Raw genomic sequence first — 18455 nt, 5'->3', positions numbered from 1 at the left:
TCAGGCCCGGTCAATAACGTCACATGGCTCATGCTGTGCTGCTAACTACGCTCGTAAGGACGACCTTAAGAGCGCAGCCTCGCTACCATGCCATGCTCGCGCAAGGCGGCCCTCGCCGGAGGCGTACGGGGAACCGACATGAGTCTCGGAACAATCCTCATCATTATCCTCATTTTGTTGCTGATCGGTGCGATCCCAGCCTGGCCATATTCGTCGGGCTGGGGCTATGGCCCTTCAGGCCTGGTCGGCGTCATACTTGTCATCCTGGTGATCATGGCTCTCATGGGCCGCATTTGACGCTTGGATAGCCTCTGCCAGGCGTGAGGTGATTTCCGGGCCGCATGGCGCAGCGCCGTGCATCAAATCCCAAAGGACCTGTCGAGTTTCTCCCGTACGGAAGATTCGTCTTCAGGTGAAGAACAGATAGAACACCGACGCGCCGTAGCCTCTCCGGCGCGCCCGGCCATTGAGCAAAGCCCACCAGAAGACCAGCGCGCTTGCCAGAAAGCTGGAAATGCTGCAGCCAGTGCACCGGCTCGCTTGCGAGTGCAGCATCGAAGAGAACCGGCATGTGCCCAGATGGCAAGGCCGTGCAGGATCGTTGCGGAGGCCGGCTCGGTCAGGCCTCGCCATGTTATTCGCACGACCGGCCATCGCGCCGCGCGCGCCAGGCGTCGTCGTATGACGGGCGGGAACGTCCACAACATGGCGCCGAGCGGTCGCGACAAGACAAGAGCAGGAGCAAGGATCACCATCAGGAGCTCATGCTCGAGCATATGCGCCGCAAAGAGCCGGTCGCCCAATTCATGCAGCGGCGACATCAGGGCCGCGGCAAGCGCAGACCAGCCTGTCGCGAAGCAGGCCAGTTGCCACCATGCGACGCCGCGCCCCGCTCCCGCCCGCCGCCACAGCCGCGCAATGCCACCGCTGTAGAGAAGCAGCACGATGCCAAGCGAAACAACAGTCAAGCCGGCGACGGACCAGCCGCCGGTTCCTTGGCCTGCACCATGTGCGAATGCGGCGGGCGCCGGCATGGTGCACAGCGCCGAAACAAATGCTGCGAGCAAAGACGCCTCGCCGACGGAGCGGGCGATCCGCATCAGAACCTCGGCAGCCAATAGAGCACGGCGTAAAGGGGAAACCATGAGAGCACGACGAAATACCAGTAGAAAGCATTGTCTTCGGCATCGCTGAAGCGTTTGCCCGTTCCGTGCCGCGTAAACATCAGCACGGCCAGGACCAGCGTGTCGGCAACGTCGGTCAGCACATGCACGCCATGCAGACCGAGAAGGAGCCAGACAAAGGAGCCATACGCATTGTCGCTCCAGCGTACCGGCAAGGCCGAGAATTCCATGATGCGCAGCCCGATAAGCACCAGCCCAATCGCGCTCATGATCAGCAGCAGCAGACGGACCGAGCGCAAGCTCTCCCGCATCGCTGCTCGCTTGATCAGGAAATTCGGCAATGCGCTGACGACAAGGACGAGCGTGAAGAGCGCCGACCAGAGCAGGCTCAAAGGCACCGCGTCCTTCGCCCACTCCTTGTTGGTGACGGCCAGGTAGAGATAACCGCCGATGCCGAGGGCGAAGCCAGTTCCCTCCAGCAGGCAGAACGAGAAGGTCCCCCACCAGGGGGTGACACGCGAACCGAAGGCATAGGTCGGCAAACCCGAGACATCGATGACGCTGCGGGCCATCTAGACATTCTCCTCGATGGTTTTCGGCCAGAACCAGGCGACCAGCACGATGGCAACGACGGGCGAACCCCAAGTAACCGCCCAAGGCGTGTAGATCGAGCCGATGAACGCGACGGCTGTGGCAAACGCCGCCAGAAAGGGCCAGATCGAGGGCGCCGGCGATTCCTCGCGAATGTCAGGCCGGGCCTCCGTGAGGCTCGTCACGAGCAGTTCGCGCTCATCAACCTTGAGGCCGCCGACCATCGCCTTGTCATCGCCCTTATCCCATAGCGGCGAACCGCTTGTGACGCAGGGAATGCGATCGAAGTTCTGCGGCTGGGGCGGCGAACTGGTCGCCCACTCCAACGTGTCGGCGCCCCAGGGATTGTCGCCGGCAAGGGCGCCCGAGCGGGCGCTGGCAATCATGTTGTAGAGCATGAGCAGAAAGCTTGCGAAGAACAGCAGTGCGCCGGCGCTGGCGAGCAGGTTGAGCCCGCCCCAGCCCATCTCCGCGGGGTAGGTGTAGACCCTGCGCGGCATGCCGTGCAGGCCGAGCAGGTGCATCGGAAAAAACGTGACGTTGAAACCAGTGAAGGCGAGGACGAACTGCCATTTGCCGAGCCGCTCATCCATGAGCCGGCCCGTCACTTTCGGGAACCAGTAGTAGACGGCCGCGACAAGCGGAAAGACGGTGCCGCCTATAAGCACGTAGTGGAAATGGGCAACGACGAAATAGGTGTCGTGCACCTGCGTATCGATTGGCACCGACGCCAGCATCACACCCGAGAGCCCGCCGGCGACAAAGATGAAGAAGAAACCGAGCACGAAGATCAACGGCGTCTTGAGCACCGGCTTGCCGTCCCACAGCGTCGCGATCCAGCAGAATATCTGGACCCCGTTCGGAATGGCTATAGCCATGCTGGAGGCGGTGAAGAATGCGGCGCCGATTTCAGGCAGGCCGGTCACGAACATGTGGTGAACCCACAAGCCAAAGGACAAAAAGCCGATCGCGATCAGCGACAGCACCATCGGCAAATAGCCGAAGACCGGCCGCCGGGAGAATGTCGCTACGATCGCCGACACGAAAGCGGTTCCAGGCAGGAAGATGATGTAGACTTCGGGGTGACCAAAGAACCAGAAAAGGTGCTGCCAAAGCAGCGGATCGCCGCCCGCATCTGGATTGAAAAACTGCGTGCCGACCAGCCGCTCCATGATCAGCATAGACGAGGCGAGCATGATCGCCGGCATGGCGAAGATGATGATGAAGGAATGGACGAGCATCGTCCATACGAAGAGTGGAATGCGGTCGAGCGTCATGCCCGGCGCGCGCTGCTTCAGGACTGTGACGACGATCTCCACCGAGACTGCGAGCGCTGCGACTTCGGTAAAAGTGATCATCTGCGCCCAATAGTCCGGCCCCTTGCCTGGAGTGAAATTCAGATTTGCGAGGGGTACGTAGGAAAACCAGCCGACATCAGGGCGGATGCTCAACGCGAAGCCGCCCCACAACATCAGGCCGCCGAACAGATAGACATAGTAGGAGAAGGCATTGAGACGCGGAAAGGCGATGTTGCGGGTACCGACCATGAGCGGCACCAGATAGACGGCGAACGCCTCGCCGACCGGCACCCCGAACAGGAACATCATCGTTGTGCCATGCATGGTGAAAAGCTGGTTGTAGAGCTCGGCGTCGACGAGGTGGCTGGCCGGCCGTGCGAGCTGCAGCCGCATGATGATCGCCATGATGCCGCCGGCCAACAGGAAGACGAAGGCGGTGACGGCATAGCGGATGCCGATGATCTTGTGATCGACTGTCGAAAGAATGCCTATCAGGCCACGCGCCGTGCCCCAGGTCTTGCTCAGTCTTGCGCGCAGCTCCTTGTCACCCAGATCGGTGTCACGGGTTTCGTGGCGTTCTTCGACCGCCTGGCTCATCGCGAATGCTCCGAAAGGGCGGGGGATGGAGACGATGCAGCGGAAGCAAAGACATTTTGTTGCTGCGTAAGATGAGCCGTCGGCCTTGCCGGCGCGGCCTGTTTTGCGCGCCAGCGTTCGAATTCGCTCGGCTCCAGTGCCACCACGAAGATCGCCATATGCGCATGCTGTTGGCCGCAGAATTCGGCACATTGGCCGCGGTACACGCCGGGCTTATCCGCTTGGATGCGGAGTTCATTGCTTTTGCCTGGAATGAGATCGAGCTTGCCGGCAAGGCTCGGTATCCAGAACGAGTGGATCACGTCACCCGTGGTGAGCTTGATGTCGACCGCGCTGCCTACCGGAATGCGAATCTCGTTTGCCGTCTCGAAACCATTCTTTCCTTCGTAGCGGACCTGCCACCACCATTGGTGCCCTATGACCGATATAGTTACGGCCGCCCCGGCCCCATCCCCGAAAACCGCCCTTTGTCCGTCGAAGCTGAGCGCGGTCAGGCCCGAAAGAATGATGACGGTCGATGACAGCATCGCAACAAAGGCGATAAGCATCGGCCGTCTGACGGCTGGATGCGCTTGCGCCGGTTCGCCGCGACTGTCTCGCCGGCGTGTCAGCGCGAAGAACAACCCGGCCATGGTGACCAGCCAGACAAGTCCGAGCACGGCCGTGAATACCCAGAACAGAACAGCCAGAGCATCAGCCTGCTCGCCGTGTGGATCGAGGGCCGACTGCACACCCGTGCAGCCAGAGGCGAGAGCGGATCCGCTTGCGACAGCCGCGAGGCCGGCCAACACCCGCCAATTGGGGGCTCTTCGAAACAGAGGAAACAGAGCATCCGGAACTCGCCGGTCCCGTTCCGTGTTGAGGGCTTCGTAGAGTGCCGAAGAGGCTGAGCCGTGAGTCTGAAACGCGATACCAGGATTTTCCGCGAACACGGGTTCTACGTTGCGACACTCCTCGCCTTCTGCCTGATCGGGGGCGTTCTTCTGTTCTGCGGCATCTACGCGCCATAGCTGCGACAGGAGGCCGGGACAGGCTGCAGTCCCGAAATTCCATGTCTCGTGAGGCCGCCGGAAATGCATTCAGCCTGGTTCACCCGCAAAGGATGCTTCAGCCGGCTGTCTGCTCAGGCCGTCTGTGCGGAGTTGGAACTGGCAGGATGGGATAAAGTTCCTTGAACCGATTTCGAGGCGCCTTGTACAGCAGGCGCATTGTGCTCACCGAGGAACTTCAGCACGTCTGGAAAAATAGGCCGATACCGCTTGTATATCGTCGTCCGTGAGGCGTTGGGCTGCGGTAGCCATGATATGCCAGAACGGCGTGCCGCCTCGGTCCTCGGACCGGAACAGCTTCAGCTGCCGCTCCAGGTAAGCGGCATGCTGACCGTTAAGGCGTGGATAAACCGGATTTTTGTCGGAGCCGAGATGGCAGCCGGAACAGGCAGGCACGTTCCGCTCCGGAATTCCGGCCTCAGCGATTTGCTGTCCCTTGTTGATCACCTCCGCCGAAACTTGATCGTGGTCCGCTGATACTGGCGGCTGCGCCGCGAAATACCGGGCAAGCGCAGCCAGATCAGCGGGGTCGACGCCAGTCACCGGCAGAGCCATGAAGCCGCTCGTGCGATCGCCTTTGGCATAGGCCTGAAGGCTAGCGAGCAGGTAAGCTTCCTTCTGCCCGGCCAGCGCGGGCACGGCGCCACCTCTGCCATCGCCGTCGCCCCCGTGGCAGCGCATGCAGTCGGAGAGAACATCCGGGGTGGCGGGTTGCTGATCGCTGCTGGTAGTTGCACCGCTGCCATTGAAGGCAAGTGCTCGAAATTCATTCGGATCGAGTTTTGGGAGTTCCCGCAGGAAAGCAACCATTGCCCAGACCTCGTCATCGCGGTCGCGGGCCGGCCAGGCGGGCATGCCGGTGAACCGTATTCCATGCCTGACGATCCGAAAGAGCTGGGCGTCGGTCCAATCTCCGACCGTGAGCGCGAGATCCGGCGGTTGCGGAAGCATCCGCAGCACCGCCGGCGAGCGGAGTTCGCCAGGCGCGCCGTGGCAGATCGCGCAGCCTCGCGCAAAATGTCCGGCTGCCGCCGGAAGCCCCCGCCGGTCGAGCGTTTTCGGCGCGTCCACGGCCAATGCATAAGTGCGTACAGCCGAGCGCATGGCGAGCTGAAGGAACCAGGCCGTCACCTTCCAATGGCCGCTGCTGGCGCCGACGTTGAAAAAGCCGATCCATGCCCCAAGCAACAAGACGACAGGCAAACCGATGGCGCCGAATACGACATATTTCAGGCGGATCATTGTCGGCTGGTTTGCCACGTGAACGGCATCTTTTTCGGCAGTAGCGTTGGAGGACGTTGTCCCGGATTCGGTATGAGAACCAGGCATCACTGCAAGGCTTTCAAATATCGCGCGATCGTCTCTATTTCGGTTTGCGGCAGCATGTCGAACGCCGGCATTTTCACGCCTGGCTTCAACAGATCAGGGCGAGCGACGAAACGTGCAAAGGCTTCCTCGGTGTTCGGCAGGACCCCTGCACCGATCGCTGTTCGCGATCCGACATGGGAAAGGTCCGGACCAATCGTCCCGCGGGCCTCGGTGCCTCTTATGGTATGGCATGCACCGCAACCGTTGCTAAGGAACAGCGACAGCCCGCTGCCCGGCGGGTCTTGGGATGCGGTTGGGTTCGAGGATTGCGGCGCAGCCGGAGTCGCTCGATCGATCGCAGGTTTGACGACCTTCGCTTGTTGATGCCCGAGTTCCTCGGCTGCGACCCAGCTGCTGCCATAGGCAAGAAACCAAAATGCGCAGCCTACCAGAAAGCCGGCGTTTGCTGACATGACAACCGCTCCCGCGCTTTAACTTTGCAGGATGGGCGAGGTTCCATTCCCGCAGGCGCCCCTTTCTCGGTTCGGCAGCGACGCGCCGTCGTAAGCGCTGACCAGCGATCCGCAATTTTTCCGCCGGCAAGGAACATTCCTGGCCGGTCCCAGTTCGGCGGCAAGGAATATACCCCCAACAGCAGAGGCGGCGGTTTCGTGACATCGAAAAAGGTTCGCATCGGCATCGTCGGTGTCGGCAATTGCGCATCCTCCCTCGTGCAAGGCCTTACCTACTATCGCCAGGCAGAAAGCAACGAGCCGATCCCCGGACTGATGCATGCCGATCTCGGCGGCTACCACGTCGACGACGTCGAAGTCGTCTGCGCCTTCGATGTCGCGAAGGACAAGGTTGGGCGCGATGTGGCCGAGGCGATCTACAGCGCGCCCAACAACACCTTCCGCTTTGCCGATGTGGCGCCGATCGGCGTGCGCGTGCACCGCGGACCGACCCTGGACGGCATCGGCAAATACCTGCGCGATATCGTCGAGGAAGCAGACGAACCGGTCGCCGACGTGACCGCGAGGCTTCGGGAAAGCGGAGCCGAGGTGCTGGTGTCCTATCTGCCGGTCGGCTCGGAAGCGGCCACCCGCTTCTATGCCGAATGCGCGCTGGCAGCCGGCTGCGCCTTCGTCAACTGCATACCGGTCTTCATTGCTTCGCGGCCGGAATGGCGCCGGCGCTTCGAGGAGCGTGGCCTGCCCCTTGTCGGCGACGACATCAAGAGCCAGGTCGGCGCGACCATCGTCCATCGGCTGCTCGCCAATCTCTTCCGCGAGCGCGGAGTGCGCATCGACCGCACTTACCAGCTCAATTTCGGCGGCAACACCGACTTCCTCAACATGCTGGAGCGGGAGCGGCTGGAATCCAAGAAAATCTCCAAGACGCAGTCCGTCACCAGCCAGATCGATATTCCGCTCGAGCCAGGCAACATCCATGTCGGACCCAGCGACCACGTGCCTTGGCTCACCGATCGCAAATGGGCCTATATCCGCGTCGAAGGCACGACTTTCGGAGGCGTGCCGCTAAATGCCGAGCTCAAGCTGGAAGTCTGGGATTCGCCGAATTCCGCCGGCGTGGTGATCGACGCCGTGCGCTGCGCCAAGCTGGCCCTCGATCGCGGCATTGCCGGCGCGCTCACGGGGCCTTGCAGCTACTTCATGAAGTCGCCGCCGGAGCAGTTTACCGATGCCGAGGCCCGCCTGCGCACGCTCGCCTTCATCGCCGGCAGGGACGAGCCGATGCTCGACGCAGCCGAATGACCACCACTTTCTTCCTCGTCCGGCATGCCGCACATGACAATGTCGACCGCTGTTTGGCCGGCCGTCTGGAGGATATGGACCTCGGCCGCGCCGGCCAGGTGCAGGCGCTGCAGCTTGCGCGGCGCATGGCGAAGGAGCCTCTTGCCGCGATCTTCAGCAGTCCGCGCAAGCGCACCTTGGAAACAGCGAAGCCGATCGCCATTGCCTGCAACGTCGAGCAGATCGCGATCTGCCAGGAATTGGACGAGATCGACTATGGCGCGTGGTCCGGCAAGACGTTTGAAGAGCTGAATGGCGATGCCGCCTGGCGAATATGGAATGACCAGCGCCAGAGCGCACGCACGCCGGGCGGCGAGACCATGCAGGACACGCAGCACCGGGTTATCGGCTTGATGGATGCGCTGCGCCGGCAAACTCCCAACCAGTATGTTGCGCTGATCAGCCACGCGGATGTCATCAAGGCCGCCGTGTGCAAGGTCCTCGGCCTTCAGCTGGGCGATTGCTTCCGCTTCGACGTCGAACCCGCATCGATCACCACCATCGTTCATGGCGACTGGGGTTCGAAGCTCATTCGCCTGAATGAAGTCGCTTGACGGAGCAGCCCGATGCGGATGGCGATCTTCGGCCTCACTGTCACCTCCTCATGGGGAAACGGGCATGCCACGCTCTGGCGCGGGTTGATACGCGCATTGGCGCCGCTCGGCTGGCGCATCAGTTTCTTCGAACGCGACACGCCCTACTACGCCGGTGCAAGGGATCTCGATCACCTCGATGGTGGCGACATCGTGCTCTACACGTCTTGGGACGACATCGCGCAGGCCGCGGCCAACGTGGTCCGGGAAGCTGACGTTGTGATCGTTACGTCCTACTGCCCGGATGCGGTTGAAGCCTCGCACCTGGCGCAAGAGTCCTGTCGCGGGTTGAAGGTGTTTTACGATCTCGACACCGCGGTGACGCTGGCACGTATCGAACGAGGCGATCCGCCATCCTATTTCGGCCCGGAAGGCCTTCGCGATTTCGGCCTGGTGCTGAGCTACACCGGCGGCCCGGCGCTCGATGCGCTAAAGACCACGCTGGGCGCGCGCCTGGTCCTACCGCTCTATGGTCATGTCGACCCCGACCGCCATCGGCCGGCGCAGCCCAGGCCCGAATTCGCCGGCGATCTGTCCTATCTCGGTACCTATGCCCAAGATCGCCAGCCGAGCGTCGAGAAATTGCTGGTCGCGCCAGCTCTGCGGATGCCGGATCGCCGCTTCGTCATCGGCGGGGCGCAATATCCTCAGGATTTTCCGTGGAGCGACAACATCTTCTTTGTCAGGCATCTGCCGCCTGCCGACCATCCGGCCTTCTTCTGCTCGTCACGCCTGACCCTGAACGTCACCCGCGAAGCGATGGCGCGCAAGGGCTGGTGTCCGTCGGGCCGATTGTTCGAAGCGGCGGCCTGCGGCGCGGCGATCATTTCCGACGACTGGCCGGGCCTCGACAGCTTCTTCGAGCCTGGCAAAGAAATCCTGCTTGCACATTCTACCGAGGACGTGGTCGCCGCGCTCGGTTTGCCGGATACGGAGCTCGAAACGCTGCGCGGCCGGGCCCGCGAGCGCGTCCTCGATGAACACACATCGACGCGGCGTGCCGCGGAACTAGATCGGATCCTGAAGGAGGCCGCTCGGGCGCAAGCAAGCGAAGCCATGGAGGAAGCCGTCTGATGCTGGGCATCGTACCTGCTGCCGGGCGGGGCAGTCGCATTCAACCGCTTGGCTTTTCCAAGGAACTGCTGCCCGTAGGCAGCCGAATGGACGGGCACACCGAACGGCCCTGCGCTGTCAGCGAATATCTGGTGCGCAGGATGGTGCGCAACGGGGTCGACAGGATCTGCTTCGTCATCGGTTCGGGTAAATCGGATATCCTCGAATATTATGCTGCCGGCTATGACAGAGCTGCCGCAATTTTCGTGGCGCAGCCCTCTCCGGTCGGCCTTTGCGACGCGATCTTCCGCGCCGAACCGCTCGTCGGGTCGGAAGAGACGGTGCTGATCGGGCTCCCGGATACGATCTGGTTTCCCGAGGACGGCTTTTGCCGTCTTGCGGACGACCGGCTGTCGTTCCTGCTGTTCCCTGTAGACCGCCCCGAGCTTTTTGACGCCGTGCTCGTCGATCAGGATAGCCGGGTCGAGCAAATCCAGGTCAAGCAGCGGAACGCGGCCACGGAGTGGGTCTGGGGTGCATTCAAAATGCCGGGCAGTATCTTTCACCGGCTCGCGGCTCTCTGGCGCGAGCGGGACGGTCGCGACGAGTATTTCGGCACGCTGGTCAATGCCTATCTGGCCGCCGGTGGCGAAGCCTGGGGCGTCAAGGCGGGGACCGCCTATGTCGATGTCGGGACGTTCAACGGCTATCGCACGGCGCTTCGATTGCTTGAAAACAACGATATAGCGGAAGAAGGCACGCCAATAACCGTGCCTTCAGGCCGCTCGCCGGTACCGACCTTGCCCGGCGAAGGAGGCTGACGCATGCTGCATTCCGACGCGGAAATCCGCCGCCGCATCGACGCGCTGGGGCCATGGTTTCACAACATGGAACTGGCCGGCGTGCAGACCGCTCCCGATCATTTCCTCGGCAACTATCCCCTGATCAAGTGGCGCAAATTCGCGCACGCGATTCCTGCCGATCTCTCGGGCAAGTCCGTGCTCGACATCGGCTGCAACGCCGGCTTCTATTCGATCGAAATGAAGCGGCGGGGCGCCGACCGGGTGCTCGGCATAGACTTCGACGCGGGTTATCTATCACAGGCGCGCTTCGCCGCCGAAGTCGCCGATTGCGACATCGAGTTCCGCGAACTGTCGGTCTATGACGTCGGCGCGCTTGGCGAGACTTTCGACATCGTGCTCTTCATGGGAGTGCTCTATCACCTGCGGCATCCGTTGCTGGCGCTGGACCTGATCCGCGAGCACGTCGCGCGGGACGTGATGATTTTCCAATCGATGCAACGCGGGAGCAGCGAGGTCTTCGCGCTCGAACAGAATTACGATTTCTGGACGCACGACCTGTTCGATCGGCCCGAATTCCCGAAGCTGCATTTCATCGAGCACCGCTATGCGGACGACCCGACCAACTGGTGGATCCCGAACCGCGGCTGCATCGAGGCGATGCTGCGCAGCGCCGGTTTCGAGATCCTGATTCACCCGGAGGACGAGGTTTATTTCTGCCGCGCGGCTGGTGAGCCGGCCGGCGAAGGCGCGGTCTACCCTGTGAAAGGACGAAATGATGATTGAAGCCGCCATGATCTGGAACGAGCCCAACAACAAGTCGCATTGGGACCCTGAGCTCGATCCGGACTGGAGCCGCTTCGCCAGCATGGCGATCCTGGCGGCCGACGCCATCGGCCTCGAAAATCCGGCAATCACCAGAATTCTCGGCGGCATTTCGCCGATCGATGCCGGGTTCATGTCGCTGATGAAGGGGTATGGCGTGCTCGATCACGTCGATGCCGTCGCCGTGCACGGCTTCCCGCTCGACTGGAACCTTTGGCAGATCCACGAGTGGCCGCAAAAGCTCGGCGAGATCGCCGAAGTCACCGATCTGCCGATCTGGATCAGCGAGGCCGGCGTGTCGAGTTTCGGCGCCGAGGAGGTCCAGCTCTGGGGTCTGCGCCGGACCGCGGAGTTGTTGCTGGGCAATGCGCCCCGCGTGCAATGGTACAGCCTCTACGATCTGCCGCATGCGTGGGGCGCCACGACGCGGCATCGCGAGGTGGAAGGCTCATCATACTACCGCCATTTCTACATGGGTCTGCTGCGTGAGGATGGCACGCCCAAGCCGGCGCTCGAAGAATTCGCGCGCCATACGCCGGATATGGGGCTGGTCCAGTGGTTCCACTTTGAGGACCACCGGCTGGACGATGCCGTCGCCTGGATGAAGCGTCTGGGCGTCACCAATCTGCGCACGGGCCTCTCCTGGGCCGACAGCTTCAGGCCGAATGCCCTCGACTGGTTCGACCGCCAGATGGAAGCGCTCGCCGACTTCGACGTCACCGTCACCTTCTGCTTCACGCCAGAACATCGCGGCCTGCAGCCGCATCACACCAGCCCGCCACAGGCGCCCGAGGAATTCGCCGAATTCTGCCAAGCCATGGTCCGCCGCTACGCCCCGGGCGCGCGCAACGCCGAGATGCCGGTGCGGCGCGCCTCGGCCGCGTGAGATCATCATGTCATCCGCCGATCGGTCGTCCCATGCGCCGGCTGAATTCGCCGATCGACCATGATGCTCACCGTGCTCAACGTCGCCTACCCGCTTGCGCCCGTCGGCCTCGATGCGGTCGGCGGCGCCGAGCAGGTGCTGTCCGCTTTGGATCGCGCACTGGTGCGGCAGGGCCATCGTTCCATCGTGGTCGCCTGCCATGGTTCCAGCGCAGCCGGTACCCTCGTTGAGACGCCTGCCGAAACAGGCCCGCTCGACGAGGCGGCCAAGGCCCGTGCCCAGCAAGCGCATCGCGCGGCGATCGCTGCCGCTCGGGCGCGCTGGCCGATCGACGTCGTTCACCTGCACGGTATCGATTTCGGCGCCTACCTGCCTGACGACGGCCCAACGCTGGTGACGCTGCACCTGCCGCTCGCCTGGTATCCGTCCGAAGTCCTGAGGTCGGCACGTGAGGACCTGTGGCTGCACGCGGTGTCGGAGGTACAGCAAAAGACCGCGCCGGCTGGGTCGAGGCTGATCGCGCCCATTCCAAACGGCGTCGACGTCGATGCGCTCTGTGGGCCGCGGTCGCGTCGCGATTTCGCGCTCGTGCTGAGCCGCGTTTGCCCGGAAAAGGGCATCCACCTGGCGATCGAAGCCGCCAGGCGCGCCTCCGTTCCACTTGCGATCGGCGGCCAGATTTACCCCTATGAGACACATGTCCAGTATTTTGTCGACGAGGTAGCACCGCGCCTCGACAGGCGGCGGCGCTTCCTGGGACCGCTGGGTTTTTCCGCCAAGCGGCGGCTTCTCAACGCCGCCCGTTGTCTGGTCGTTCCGAGCCTTGCCGCGGAAACGAGCTCGCTGGTTGCCATGGAGGCCCTCGCCTGCGGCACGCCCGTCGTCGCCTTTCCGAATGGCGCCCTGCCCGATGTGGTCGAACACGGCAAGACGGGGTTTCTCGTCAATGACATCGATGAGATGGCGAAAGCGATCCTTGCCTGCGCCAACCTCGACAGCGAGACATGCCGGGCCGAGGCGCGGCGCCGCTTTTCGCTCGATCGCATGGTTTCGGCCTATATGGATGCCTATCAGGCGCTGGCAAAGCTCGGCGCTTCCCGCGCGGGGCTGAGGGCGGCTCAATGAGCGGTCTGCATGCCGGTGTCATCCGAGACCAAGCCGCGTTCGATGACCTCGAGCCGGGTTGGTGGCTGCTCTGGTCGCAAAGCGTCACCGCTACGCCTTTCCAGTCGCCCGCCTGGCTGGTGCCGTGGTGGCGGACATTCTCGCCGGGGGATCTCGCCATGATCGTTGTGTGGAGCGGACATGATCTTGTCGGCCTGGCGCCCCTCTATCTTGAACCGCATGTTTCTGGCCGGCGACTGCTGCCGGTCGGGATCTCGCTGAGCGATTACCTCGATATTCTATGCGCCCCCGACCAGGAAGCAGCGGTAACCGCCGCCATCGCCGACGCAGCGCTCTCACTGGAATGGTCGCAATGGATCCTGCCGGATCTGCCGGCTGGGGCTACCTCCCTTCGCCTTGGGCTGACGAACGTCGAGGAGACCCGAACTTCGAACCATGCCGCTTGTCCAGTGCTCTCACTTCATGGCGATGACGTGCTTGCAAGCTCGGTACCTGCCCGGCGACGGCGGCAGTTGCGCCGCGCCGAGAGAGCCGCGCAACGGCGAGGGCGTGTCGCCATCGGGCGATATGAGGCCGATCCGAAGGTATTCATCGATCAGTTGGTCCGACTGCACAGCGCCCGTTGGGCCGGACAGGGTGTACTCACCGACAGCGCGCAGGAATTCCATAGGAGGGCCTTGCCTCGCCTGACCGCAAAGGGCCTGGCCCGATGCTGGCTGGTCGAGATCGGCGGCACTGTCGCGGGCGCCTATTACGGGTTCCATCACCGTGATCGCGCCTATGCCTATCTCGGAGGTTTCGACCCGGCCTATGCCGAGGAGAGTCCCGGCGCAATTCTGATCGGCAGGGCCATTGCCGAAGCCGCTCGGGAGGGAGCACGGGAATTCGATTTTCTGCGCGGCCGGGAAAGCTACAAATACAGCTGGGGAGCCGTTGACCGGTGGACGGAGCAAAGGGTCTGGACCCGGAACGCGCCGCCGTCATGACCATAGCGGAAACAGAGAGGACGATTGCGCGGCGCGTTCTCGAGACTTGCATGGCGAACGATCTTCCCGCCGAAGTCGCGATTGCCAGATTGGCCCTTTACCTGACGGACATCAAGGCGGCGGAGCTGGCCGATATCGCGCTGGACATGCGTTCAGATACTCTGCACCGGCGCGGCTGGCTCGAGCAGGTGGCCATGCTCCTTTCCCACAAGACGGTTATCTTCGACGATCTCCGGACCACGGCAGCTTCGGTGCGTCATGACCGCTCGGATGATGAGACGCGCGAGATGATTGTCGCCCGGCTGGCAAGCGGCTTTGACCAGGCGGCCGCCATCTCTCCGGCCGCCAGCGTGCAACTCTCGTCGCTTGGCGATGAGCAGATGCTTTCGGCTACAACGGCCGAGATCGCTTCGTGGCTGGAACAACAGGACTTCACCGGCGCAGACAAGACGATATTGGATATAGGCTGTGGGATCGGCCGCTTCGAACGCGCGCTCCATGCGAGGGTAAAGTCTATTGTCGGCATCGATATCTCGTCCAGGATGCTCGCGATCGCGCGCCAACGGTGCGCCGGGCTTGGCAATGTGGAGTTCCAGCAGACCTCAGGCCTCGACCTCGGCGAATTCGCCATCGCCGGTTTCGATGGTGTGCTGGCCGTAGATTGTTTCCCCTATCTGGTGCTCGCCGGCATCGCCGAGCGGCACTTCAGCGAAATGGCGCGGGTGTTGCGGCCAACAGGAATGGCGGTGATTCTCAACTATTCATATCGCATGTCACCAGCCGTCGATTCTTCCGATGTCCGCCATCTCGCGCGCACATGCGGCATGGACGTCGTCATCGATGGCGAGATGCCTTTCCGTCACTGGGACGGCACCGTGTTTCTTGTTCGCCGTCGCGACGGAACATAAGCGAGAGAGCGAAGTTCGGACGCCAAACGCCTCTCGCAGTGACTGGGACGCCGAGGAGAAGAAGATGGCATCCGGCAGCAAGAAACACATGGGACGCGGCAGCCAGGGCAAAGGTTCCGGGACCGGAGCGAAGACCGAGCTTCCGAATGACATGGTTGGCGAAAACGACGTCCTGTCGAACCGGGATAAGAAGCAACACACGAAAGAGCGCGGCCTCGACGGCAATCGCATCAAGTCCGATCAATATCAGGACAACGCGGCAAGCCGGCTCCCCAAAGATTGAGCTCGCGCCGGCTCTCATCTTCTAGGACTCGGTGAGCGCGCAAAGGGAATCAGCTAAGGTTTCGCTCTGCCCACAGCCTGTGCGGAGCCGAAGCCGATCGGTGGCTGGAGCCGCCTTGCAAACTCCAGCTGTCTGTGGTCTCAGGTGAATTTAAGGGACCCTGTTTGCTAAGAGAATACCATGACTCGTCCGAGCCAGCGCGATTTCACTCACAACGCAAGCGTGGACCAAGAGATTGCGTCATTGTTGGCTGCTATCGAACAGGAAAAAGTTCCGGATCGCCTGACCGAACTCGCGATTGCGTTGCAGAATGCGCTGCTCCAAAAGCGTCGATGTGAAACCAGCAACTGACGCAAACGATCGTCAAATCTTATCCGCCGCGTGCTGATCCTCGCAGAGATGGTCATATCTTTCGACCAGCGTTTGCGATGAACTTTCATCGAGGAATTCCACGACGCTTGCCCGCGCGCGGTTGAGACGGCTTTTCACGGTTCCAATCGCGCAGTCGCACATCTCAGCCGTTTCTTCGTAGCTGACGCCCAGCACACCGATCAGCATGAGTACTTCGCGCTGATGCTCCGGAAGCTTCTGAATGGCCCGGTAGACCTCCTTGCTCCGGATGGACCATTCCTGGGAGGCTTCCGAAATCGGTCGGCTGGAGGCGCAGTCGAGCAATCCGGGAGCTTCCCTGGCGGCCGCCTTGATCCGAGTATAGTGCGTATTGCGCATGATGGTGAACAGCCAGGATTTCAAGCGCGTCCCGGGCTCGAACTTGTCCAAATTCGCAAGCCCCTTGACGAGAGTTTCCTGCACCAAGTCGTCGGCATCCTCAGGCACACGGCAAAAGGTACGCGCAAAAGCGCGCAAGGCAGGGATCAGGTCGACGACGGAGATTTCCCCCAGTGCGCAATCCGGCACGGCATGACCATTGGGTAACACGGTTCGAACCCCAGCAAAGACAGACGAATCTTGATTAGAGACAATGCGTGACAAAGATGATCGTTCCTATCCGAAACGAACTTGCTCGAATGCCCTTTGGCCAACGGCTTGACAGCCGCGTTCGAGTTAGAGGAACCAGCTCGCCACCAGGCCGGCCGAGGCCGCAAAGATTGGGATGGTCGTGACGGCGCCGAGGATGTTCGTGCTGCGGCTGTTGACCCTGTCGCCCATGATCCTGTGATCGTTGGTCATCAGAAGAACCAGCAGCAGAAGCGGAGGCGTGGAAAAGCCTTGCACGATGCCTGCCCAGACCAGCGCTCGCATTGGATTGAAACCAAGAAAGTTGAGCCCAACCGCAACCAGCGTGGTTCATGCCGTGCTTCCAGCCCATTGCCTGCGCTAGATCGAAAGCGGCCCCGGTCGTCATGATCGGAACGGCCAGAAAGCCGACCCCGATCACGCCGGCGGCGAAGAGTATGCCTGCCGCATCGCCGGCCAGCGGTCTCAACGCTTCGGCCGCTTGGGCCGCCGTTTCGATCTGGGTTTGGCCGGCTTTGTGAAGCGTCGAGCCGGTCGAAAGAATGATGAAGTACATGATCAGGTTGGAAAAGGTCATGCCGACCAGAATATCCCGGCGTGAGCGGCGCAACTCTTCCGTTGTCGCTCCCTTGCGTTTTTCAAGCGTGGTTCGGCCGGCCGCGATCTCCTTCCACCTCCCGATTGGATTGCCAGGTGTAAAGGTAGGCCGAAAGCGTTGTTCCTATGATCGCAACGAGGATCGACAAATACTCACGGTTGAAATGCACCTTGGGCAAGAAGGTACCGCTTAGCACCGGCATCAGTTCGGGCTTGGCGAGGAAAGCGGAGACAACATAGGCGAGCAGCGCCAACGCCAGCACTCGGAATAGTTTCCTGAGAAGATCGTAAGAACCGAAGACCTGAAGAACGAACATGAACGTCGCAACCACAGCGACTATCAGCGGAATCGGCAACGGCAAGAAGAGGTTGACCGCAGCCGCCATGGCGCCGAGATCCGCGGCAGCCTCGATCGTGTTGCCGATCAGAACTCCAACCAGAACTGACCATAGCAGCCACCGGGGATAGAAATCCGCAATGACCTGGAACAGTCCCCGCCCCGATACCTGGCCGAGTTTCGACGAGAGGTACACGACCGTGTACATCATCGGCAGTGTCACGGGTGCGGTCCAAAGCAGGTCCGGCCCGAACCTTGCCCCCGCACTGGCATATGTCCCGATCGCGGAGCAATCGTCGTCGGCCGCACCGGCGATCAAGGCTAAACCAGCGGCTCTCCCGATCCCTTTGCGCGTCGGCCTGTCTGCCCCTTTGTTGGCTTGTTCGGTCATCGCCTGCGCTCAACGTCGTCGGAAAGGATCGGCCGAACGTGCGTAGTGGATGCCGCCTTTGCTTCCTTGGGCCGAACTGCCGCATCGGCTCTTTTGTTCCGGCCTGGTAGTTGAGCCTCTGACCTCTGCGTGGCTTCCAAGGGGGAAATTCCGATAGCTCTTGGGCATGTGTGGAGGACGACATACCGTGCCGGCCCGGCCTGCCTGTCGTTACCTCTTTTCGGCGCGGCTTCCGCTTCTCACCGAGTAGGTGCGCATAATTTCGGCGCCGAAAAGAAAGATCTGGACCGAGTAAACTCAAGCAGCGCGACCTCAGCGCGCTAGCGGCGCCATAGGGATCGCGACCGAACTGCTACCGATTTGCCAGCCGATCAGCGACTTTCCGATGCAACCGGGTGGCGGCAATTTCGTTATGGCGGTCTCGATCCATGTGGTGGCGCCCATGAAATCTTTTCAGATGAACTCATTCCTTCTCGCCCTCGCGTCGGCGGCCTCGATAGCGCCCTTTGTCGGCTCGCCTGGCGCGCGAGCGAGTGGTTAGGCTGGTGACTAAACATGAGCAGATTTTTGCCGCTCACCATCCGCTTCGTCCACGGCGGCACGATGGTGGTCTCCTCGATCGCGGACGCCAGGAAAGCTCTTGATGGAACCTGGAAGAACAAGGATGCGGCGACCTATGTAAAGGCGGTGCGCCTGGTGGAAGACGCGGCCAATGGGATTTGCCGTCCGGCTATCGCCTTCGCGGCCTTTAAGAAGGCAGCCGCCGAGCAAGGGCTGCTGGACCCTGTCGGGCCAAGTGCCGCGCTCAGCATGTTCGACCAGCTCTGGTCACGCGACCGTAAGGGACCGCCGAGATGACGCAGGCCCCCGGCGGTGCTGTTGTCGAATATGAAGGTCACAAAATATCTCACC

At 62.0% G+C, this 18455-nt stretch carries 22 protein-coding genes; 13 read left to right on the top strand and 9 right to left on the bottom strand.

The annotated features are described in order from the left end of the window. The first annotated feature begins 138 nt into the window (after positions 1 to 138). Positions 139 to 297: a DUF3309 domain-containing protein gene (locus O7A05_RS24895; protein ID WP_337095569.1), complete on the top strand. Its 159-nt coding sequence runs from the start codon at positions 139 to 141 to the stop codon at positions 295 to 297. Positions 298 to 359: 62 nt separating this feature from the next. Here O7A05_RS24895 and O7A05_RS24890 read toward each other — a convergent pair whose 3' ends face one another. From O7A05_RS24890 to O7A05_RS24865, 6 genes are all read right to left on the bottom strand, one after another. Beyond that, complete coding sequence (locus O7A05_RS24890) at positions 360 to 1100, bottom strand: cytochrome c oxidase assembly protein (protein WP_337095568.1); 741 nt, start codon at positions 1098 to 1100, stop codon at positions 360 to 362. Then, positions 1100 to 1696, bottom strand: coding sequence for a cytochrome c oxidase subunit 3 (locus O7A05_RS24885; RefSeq protein ID WP_337095567.1), 597 nt, complete (start codon positions 1694 to 1696; stop codon positions 1100 to 1102). Before O7A05_RS24885 ends, O7A05_RS24890 begins: the two co-directional genes overlap by 1 nt. Further along, complete coding sequence (gene ctaD, locus O7A05_RS24880; RefSeq protein WP_337095566.1) at positions 1697 to 3610, bottom strand: cytochrome c oxidase subunit I; 1914 nt, start codon at positions 3608 to 3610, stop codon at positions 1697 to 1699. It lies immediately after the preceding gene. Then, positions 3607 to 4341 (bottom strand): cytochrome c oxidase subunit II, encoded by a 735-nt coding sequence (gene coxB, locus O7A05_RS24875; RefSeq protein WP_337095565.1) that lies wholly within the window; start codon positions 4339 to 4341, stop codon positions 3607 to 3609. The genes ctaD and coxB overlap by 4 nt, the downstream gene beginning before the upstream one ends. A 483-nt stretch (positions 4342 to 4824) precedes the next feature. Further along, on the bottom strand, positions 4825 to 5901 hold the full coding sequence (locus O7A05_RS24870; protein WP_337095564.1) for a c-type cytochrome: 1077 nt from the start codon (positions 5899 to 5901) through the stop codon (positions 4825 to 4827). An 86-nt stretch (positions 5902 to 5987) separates the two neighbouring features. After that, complete coding sequence (locus O7A05_RS24865; RefSeq protein WP_337095563.1) at positions 5988 to 6440, bottom strand: c-type cytochrome; 453 nt, start codon at positions 6438 to 6440, stop codon at positions 5988 to 5990. A 198-nt stretch (positions 6441 to 6638) separates the two neighbouring features. Here O7A05_RS24865 and O7A05_RS24860 point away from each other — a divergent pair, with 198 nt between their 5' ends. The 11 genes from O7A05_RS24860 (at position 6639) to O7A05_RS24810 (ending at position 15591) form a co-directional block, all read left to right on the top strand. After that, positions 6639 to 7742, top strand: coding sequence for an inositol-3-phosphate synthase (locus tag O7A05_RS24860; protein ID WP_224581654.1), 1104 nt, complete (start codon positions 6639 to 6641; stop codon positions 7740 to 7742). Beyond that, positions 7739 to 8335: a histidine phosphatase family protein gene (locus O7A05_RS24855; RefSeq protein ID WP_337095562.1), complete on the top strand. Its 597-nt coding sequence runs from the start codon at positions 7739 to 7741 to the stop codon at positions 8333 to 8335. Before O7A05_RS24860 ends, O7A05_RS24855 begins: the two co-directional genes overlap by 4 nt. Before the next feature lie 12 nt (positions 8336 to 8347). Beyond that, positions 8348 to 9448 carry a CgeB family protein gene (locus tag O7A05_RS24850; protein WP_337095561.1) on the top strand — a complete coding sequence of 367 codons (1101 nt, stop codon included), beginning with the start codon at positions 8348 to 8350 and terminating at the stop codon, positions 9446 to 9448. Beyond that, positions 9448 to 10248 (top strand): nucleotidyltransferase family protein, encoded by an 801-nt coding sequence (locus O7A05_RS24845; RefSeq protein WP_337095560.1) that lies wholly within the window; start codon positions 9448 to 9450, stop codon positions 10246 to 10248. Before O7A05_RS24850 ends, O7A05_RS24845 begins: the two co-directional genes overlap by 1 nt. A gap of 3 nt (positions 10249 to 10251) precedes the next feature. Then, entirely contained in the window at positions 10252 to 11013 is a 762-nt protein-coding gene (locus tag O7A05_RS24840) for a TIGR04290 family methyltransferase (protein ID WP_337095559.1), read from the top strand. Then, positions 11006 to 11938, top strand: a complete 933-nt coding sequence (locus tag O7A05_RS24835) for a beta-xylosidase (RefSeq protein ID WP_337095558.1) — start codon at positions 11006 to 11008, stop codon at positions 11936 to 11938. Before O7A05_RS24840 ends, O7A05_RS24835 begins: the two co-directional genes overlap by 8 nt. 60 nt (positions 11939 to 11998) lie before the next feature. Beyond that, positions 11999 to 13063 (top strand): glycosyltransferase, encoded by a 1065-nt coding sequence (locus O7A05_RS24830; protein WP_337095557.1) that lies wholly within the window; start codon positions 11999 to 12001, stop codon positions 13061 to 13063. Next, complete coding sequence (locus tag O7A05_RS24825) at positions 13060 to 14049, top strand: GNAT family N-acetyltransferase (RefSeq protein WP_337095556.1); 990 nt, start codon at positions 13060 to 13062, stop codon at positions 14047 to 14049. The genes O7A05_RS24830 and O7A05_RS24825 overlap by 4 nt, the downstream gene beginning before the upstream one ends. 50 nt (positions 14050 to 14099) lie before the next feature. Then, positions 14100 to 14957, top strand: a complete 858-nt coding sequence (locus O7A05_RS24820) for a class I SAM-dependent methyltransferase (RefSeq protein ID WP_337095555.1) — start codon at positions 14100 to 14102, stop codon at positions 14955 to 14957. Between the two features lie 64 nt (positions 14958 to 15021). Further along, positions 15022 to 15240, top strand: a complete 219-nt coding sequence (locus O7A05_RS24815; RefSeq protein WP_337095554.1) for a hypothetical protein — start codon at positions 15022 to 15024, stop codon at positions 15238 to 15240. A 180-nt stretch (positions 15241 to 15420) separates the two neighbouring features. Next, on the top strand, positions 15421 to 15591 hold the full coding sequence (locus tag O7A05_RS24810) for a hypothetical protein (protein WP_337095553.1): 171 nt from the start codon (positions 15421 to 15423) through the stop codon (positions 15589 to 15591). A gap of 12 nt (positions 15592 to 15603) precedes the next feature. On the opposite strand, the gene O7A05_RS24805 is transcribed toward O7A05_RS24810, so the two are convergent. The 3 genes from O7A05_RS24805 to O7A05_RS24795 all read right to left on the bottom strand — a co-directional run bounded on the left by O7A05_RS24805 (position 15604) and on the right by O7A05_RS24795 (position 17543). Continuing rightward, positions 15604 to 16158: a sigma-70 family RNA polymerase sigma factor gene (locus O7A05_RS24805; protein ID WP_337095574.1), complete on the bottom strand. Its 555-nt coding sequence runs from the start codon at positions 16156 to 16158 to the stop codon at positions 15604 to 15606. A gap of 55 nt (positions 16159 to 16213) precedes the next feature. Beyond that, entirely contained in the window at positions 16214 to 16795 is a 582-nt protein-coding gene (locus O7A05_RS24800; RefSeq protein ID WP_337095552.1) for a divalent metal cation transporter, read from the bottom strand. Between the two features lie 61 nt (positions 16796 to 16856). Next, positions 16857 to 17543, bottom strand: a complete 687-nt coding sequence (locus O7A05_RS24795) for an NRAMP family divalent metal transporter (protein ID WP_337095551.1) — start codon at positions 17541 to 17543, stop codon at positions 16857 to 16859. 555 nt (positions 17544 to 18098) lie between these two features. On the opposite strand from O7A05_RS24795, the gene O7A05_RS24790 reads away from it, so the two are divergent. After that, positions 18099 to 18401, top strand: coding sequence for a DUF982 domain-containing protein (locus tag O7A05_RS24790; protein WP_337095550.1), 303 nt, complete (start codon positions 18099 to 18101; stop codon positions 18399 to 18401). The last annotated feature ends 54 nt before the right edge of the window (positions 18402 to 18455 follow it).

It is taken from the genome of Mesorhizobium argentiipisi (SeqCode), assembly GCF_037179585.1.
Lineage (GTDB): Bacteria > Pseudomonadota > Alphaproteobacteria > Rhizobiales > Rhizobiaceae > Mesorhizobium > Mesorhizobium argentiipisi.
The sequence above is the reverse complement of the archived record's forward strand: the minus strand, read 5'-3'. Positions and strand labels throughout refer to the sequence as shown.

Coding starts and splice junctions, on each gene's coding strand:
- O7A05_RS24840 (WP_337095559.1), top strand. CDS start 10,252: ATGCTGCATTCCGACGCGGAAATCCGCCGCCGCATCGACGCGCTGGGG.
- O7A05_RS24790 (WP_337095550.1), top strand. CDS start 18,099: ATGAGCAGATTTTTGCCGCTCACCATCCGCTTCGTCCACGGCGGCACG.
- O7A05_RS24895 (WP_337095569.1), top strand. CDS start 139: ATGAGTCTCGGAACAATCCTCATCATTATCCTCATTTTGTTGCTGATC.
- O7A05_RS24850 (WP_337095561.1), top strand. CDS start 8,348: ATGCGGATGGCGATCTTCGGCCTCACTGTCACCTCCTCATGGGGAAAC.
- O7A05_RS24890 (WP_337095568.1), bottom strand. CDS start 1,100: ATGCGGATCGCCCGCTCCGTCGGCGAGGCGTCTTTGCTCGCAGCATTT.
- O7A05_RS24870 (WP_337095564.1), bottom strand. CDS start 5,901: ATGATCCGCCTGAAATATGTCGTATTCGGCGCCATCGGTTTGCCTGTC.
- O7A05_RS24855 (WP_337095562.1), top strand. CDS start 7,739: ATGACCACCACTTTCTTCCTCGTCCGGCATGCCGCACATGACAATGTC.
- O7A05_RS24845 (WP_337095560.1), top strand. CDS start 9,448: ATGCTGGGCATCGTACCTGCTGCCGGGCGGGGCAGTCGCATTCAACCG.
- O7A05_RS24825 (WP_337095556.1), top strand. CDS start 13,060: ATGAGCGGTCTGCATGCCGGTGTCATCCGAGACCAAGCCGCGTTCGAT.
- ctaD (WP_337095566.1), bottom strand. CDS start 3,610: ATGAGCCAGGCGGTCGAAGAACGCCACGAAACCCGTGACACCGATCTG.
- O7A05_RS24865 (WP_337095563.1), bottom strand. CDS start 6,440: ATGTCAGCAAACGCCGGCTTTCTGGTAGGCTGCGCATTTTGGTTTCTT.
- O7A05_RS24885 (WP_337095567.1), bottom strand. CDS start 1,696: ATGGCCCGCAGCGTCATCGATGTCTCGGGTTTGCCGACCTATGCCTTC.
- O7A05_RS24795 (WP_337095551.1), bottom strand. CDS start 17,543: ATGACCGAACAAGCCAACAAAGGGGCAGACAGGCCGACGCGCAAAGGG.
- O7A05_RS24800 (WP_337095552.1), bottom strand. CDS start 16,795: ATGACCTTTTCCAACCTGATCATGTACTTCATCATTCTTTCGACCGGC.
- O7A05_RS24830 (WP_337095557.1), top strand. CDS start 11,999: ATGATGCTCACCGTGCTCAACGTCGCCTACCCGCTTGCGCCCGTCGGC.
- O7A05_RS24810 (WP_337095553.1), top strand. CDS start 15,421: ATGACTCGTCCGAGCCAGCGCGATTTCACTCACAACGCAAGCGTGGAC.
- O7A05_RS24835 (WP_337095558.1), top strand. CDS start 11,006: ATGATTGAAGCCGCCATGATCTGGAACGAGCCCAACAACAAGTCGCAT.
- O7A05_RS24820 (WP_337095555.1), top strand. CDS start 14,100: ATGGCGAACGATCTTCCCGCCGAAGTCGCGATTGCCAGATTGGCCCTT.
- O7A05_RS24815 (WP_337095554.1), top strand. CDS start 15,022: ATGGCATCCGGCAGCAAGAAACACATGGGACGCGGCAGCCAGGGCAAA.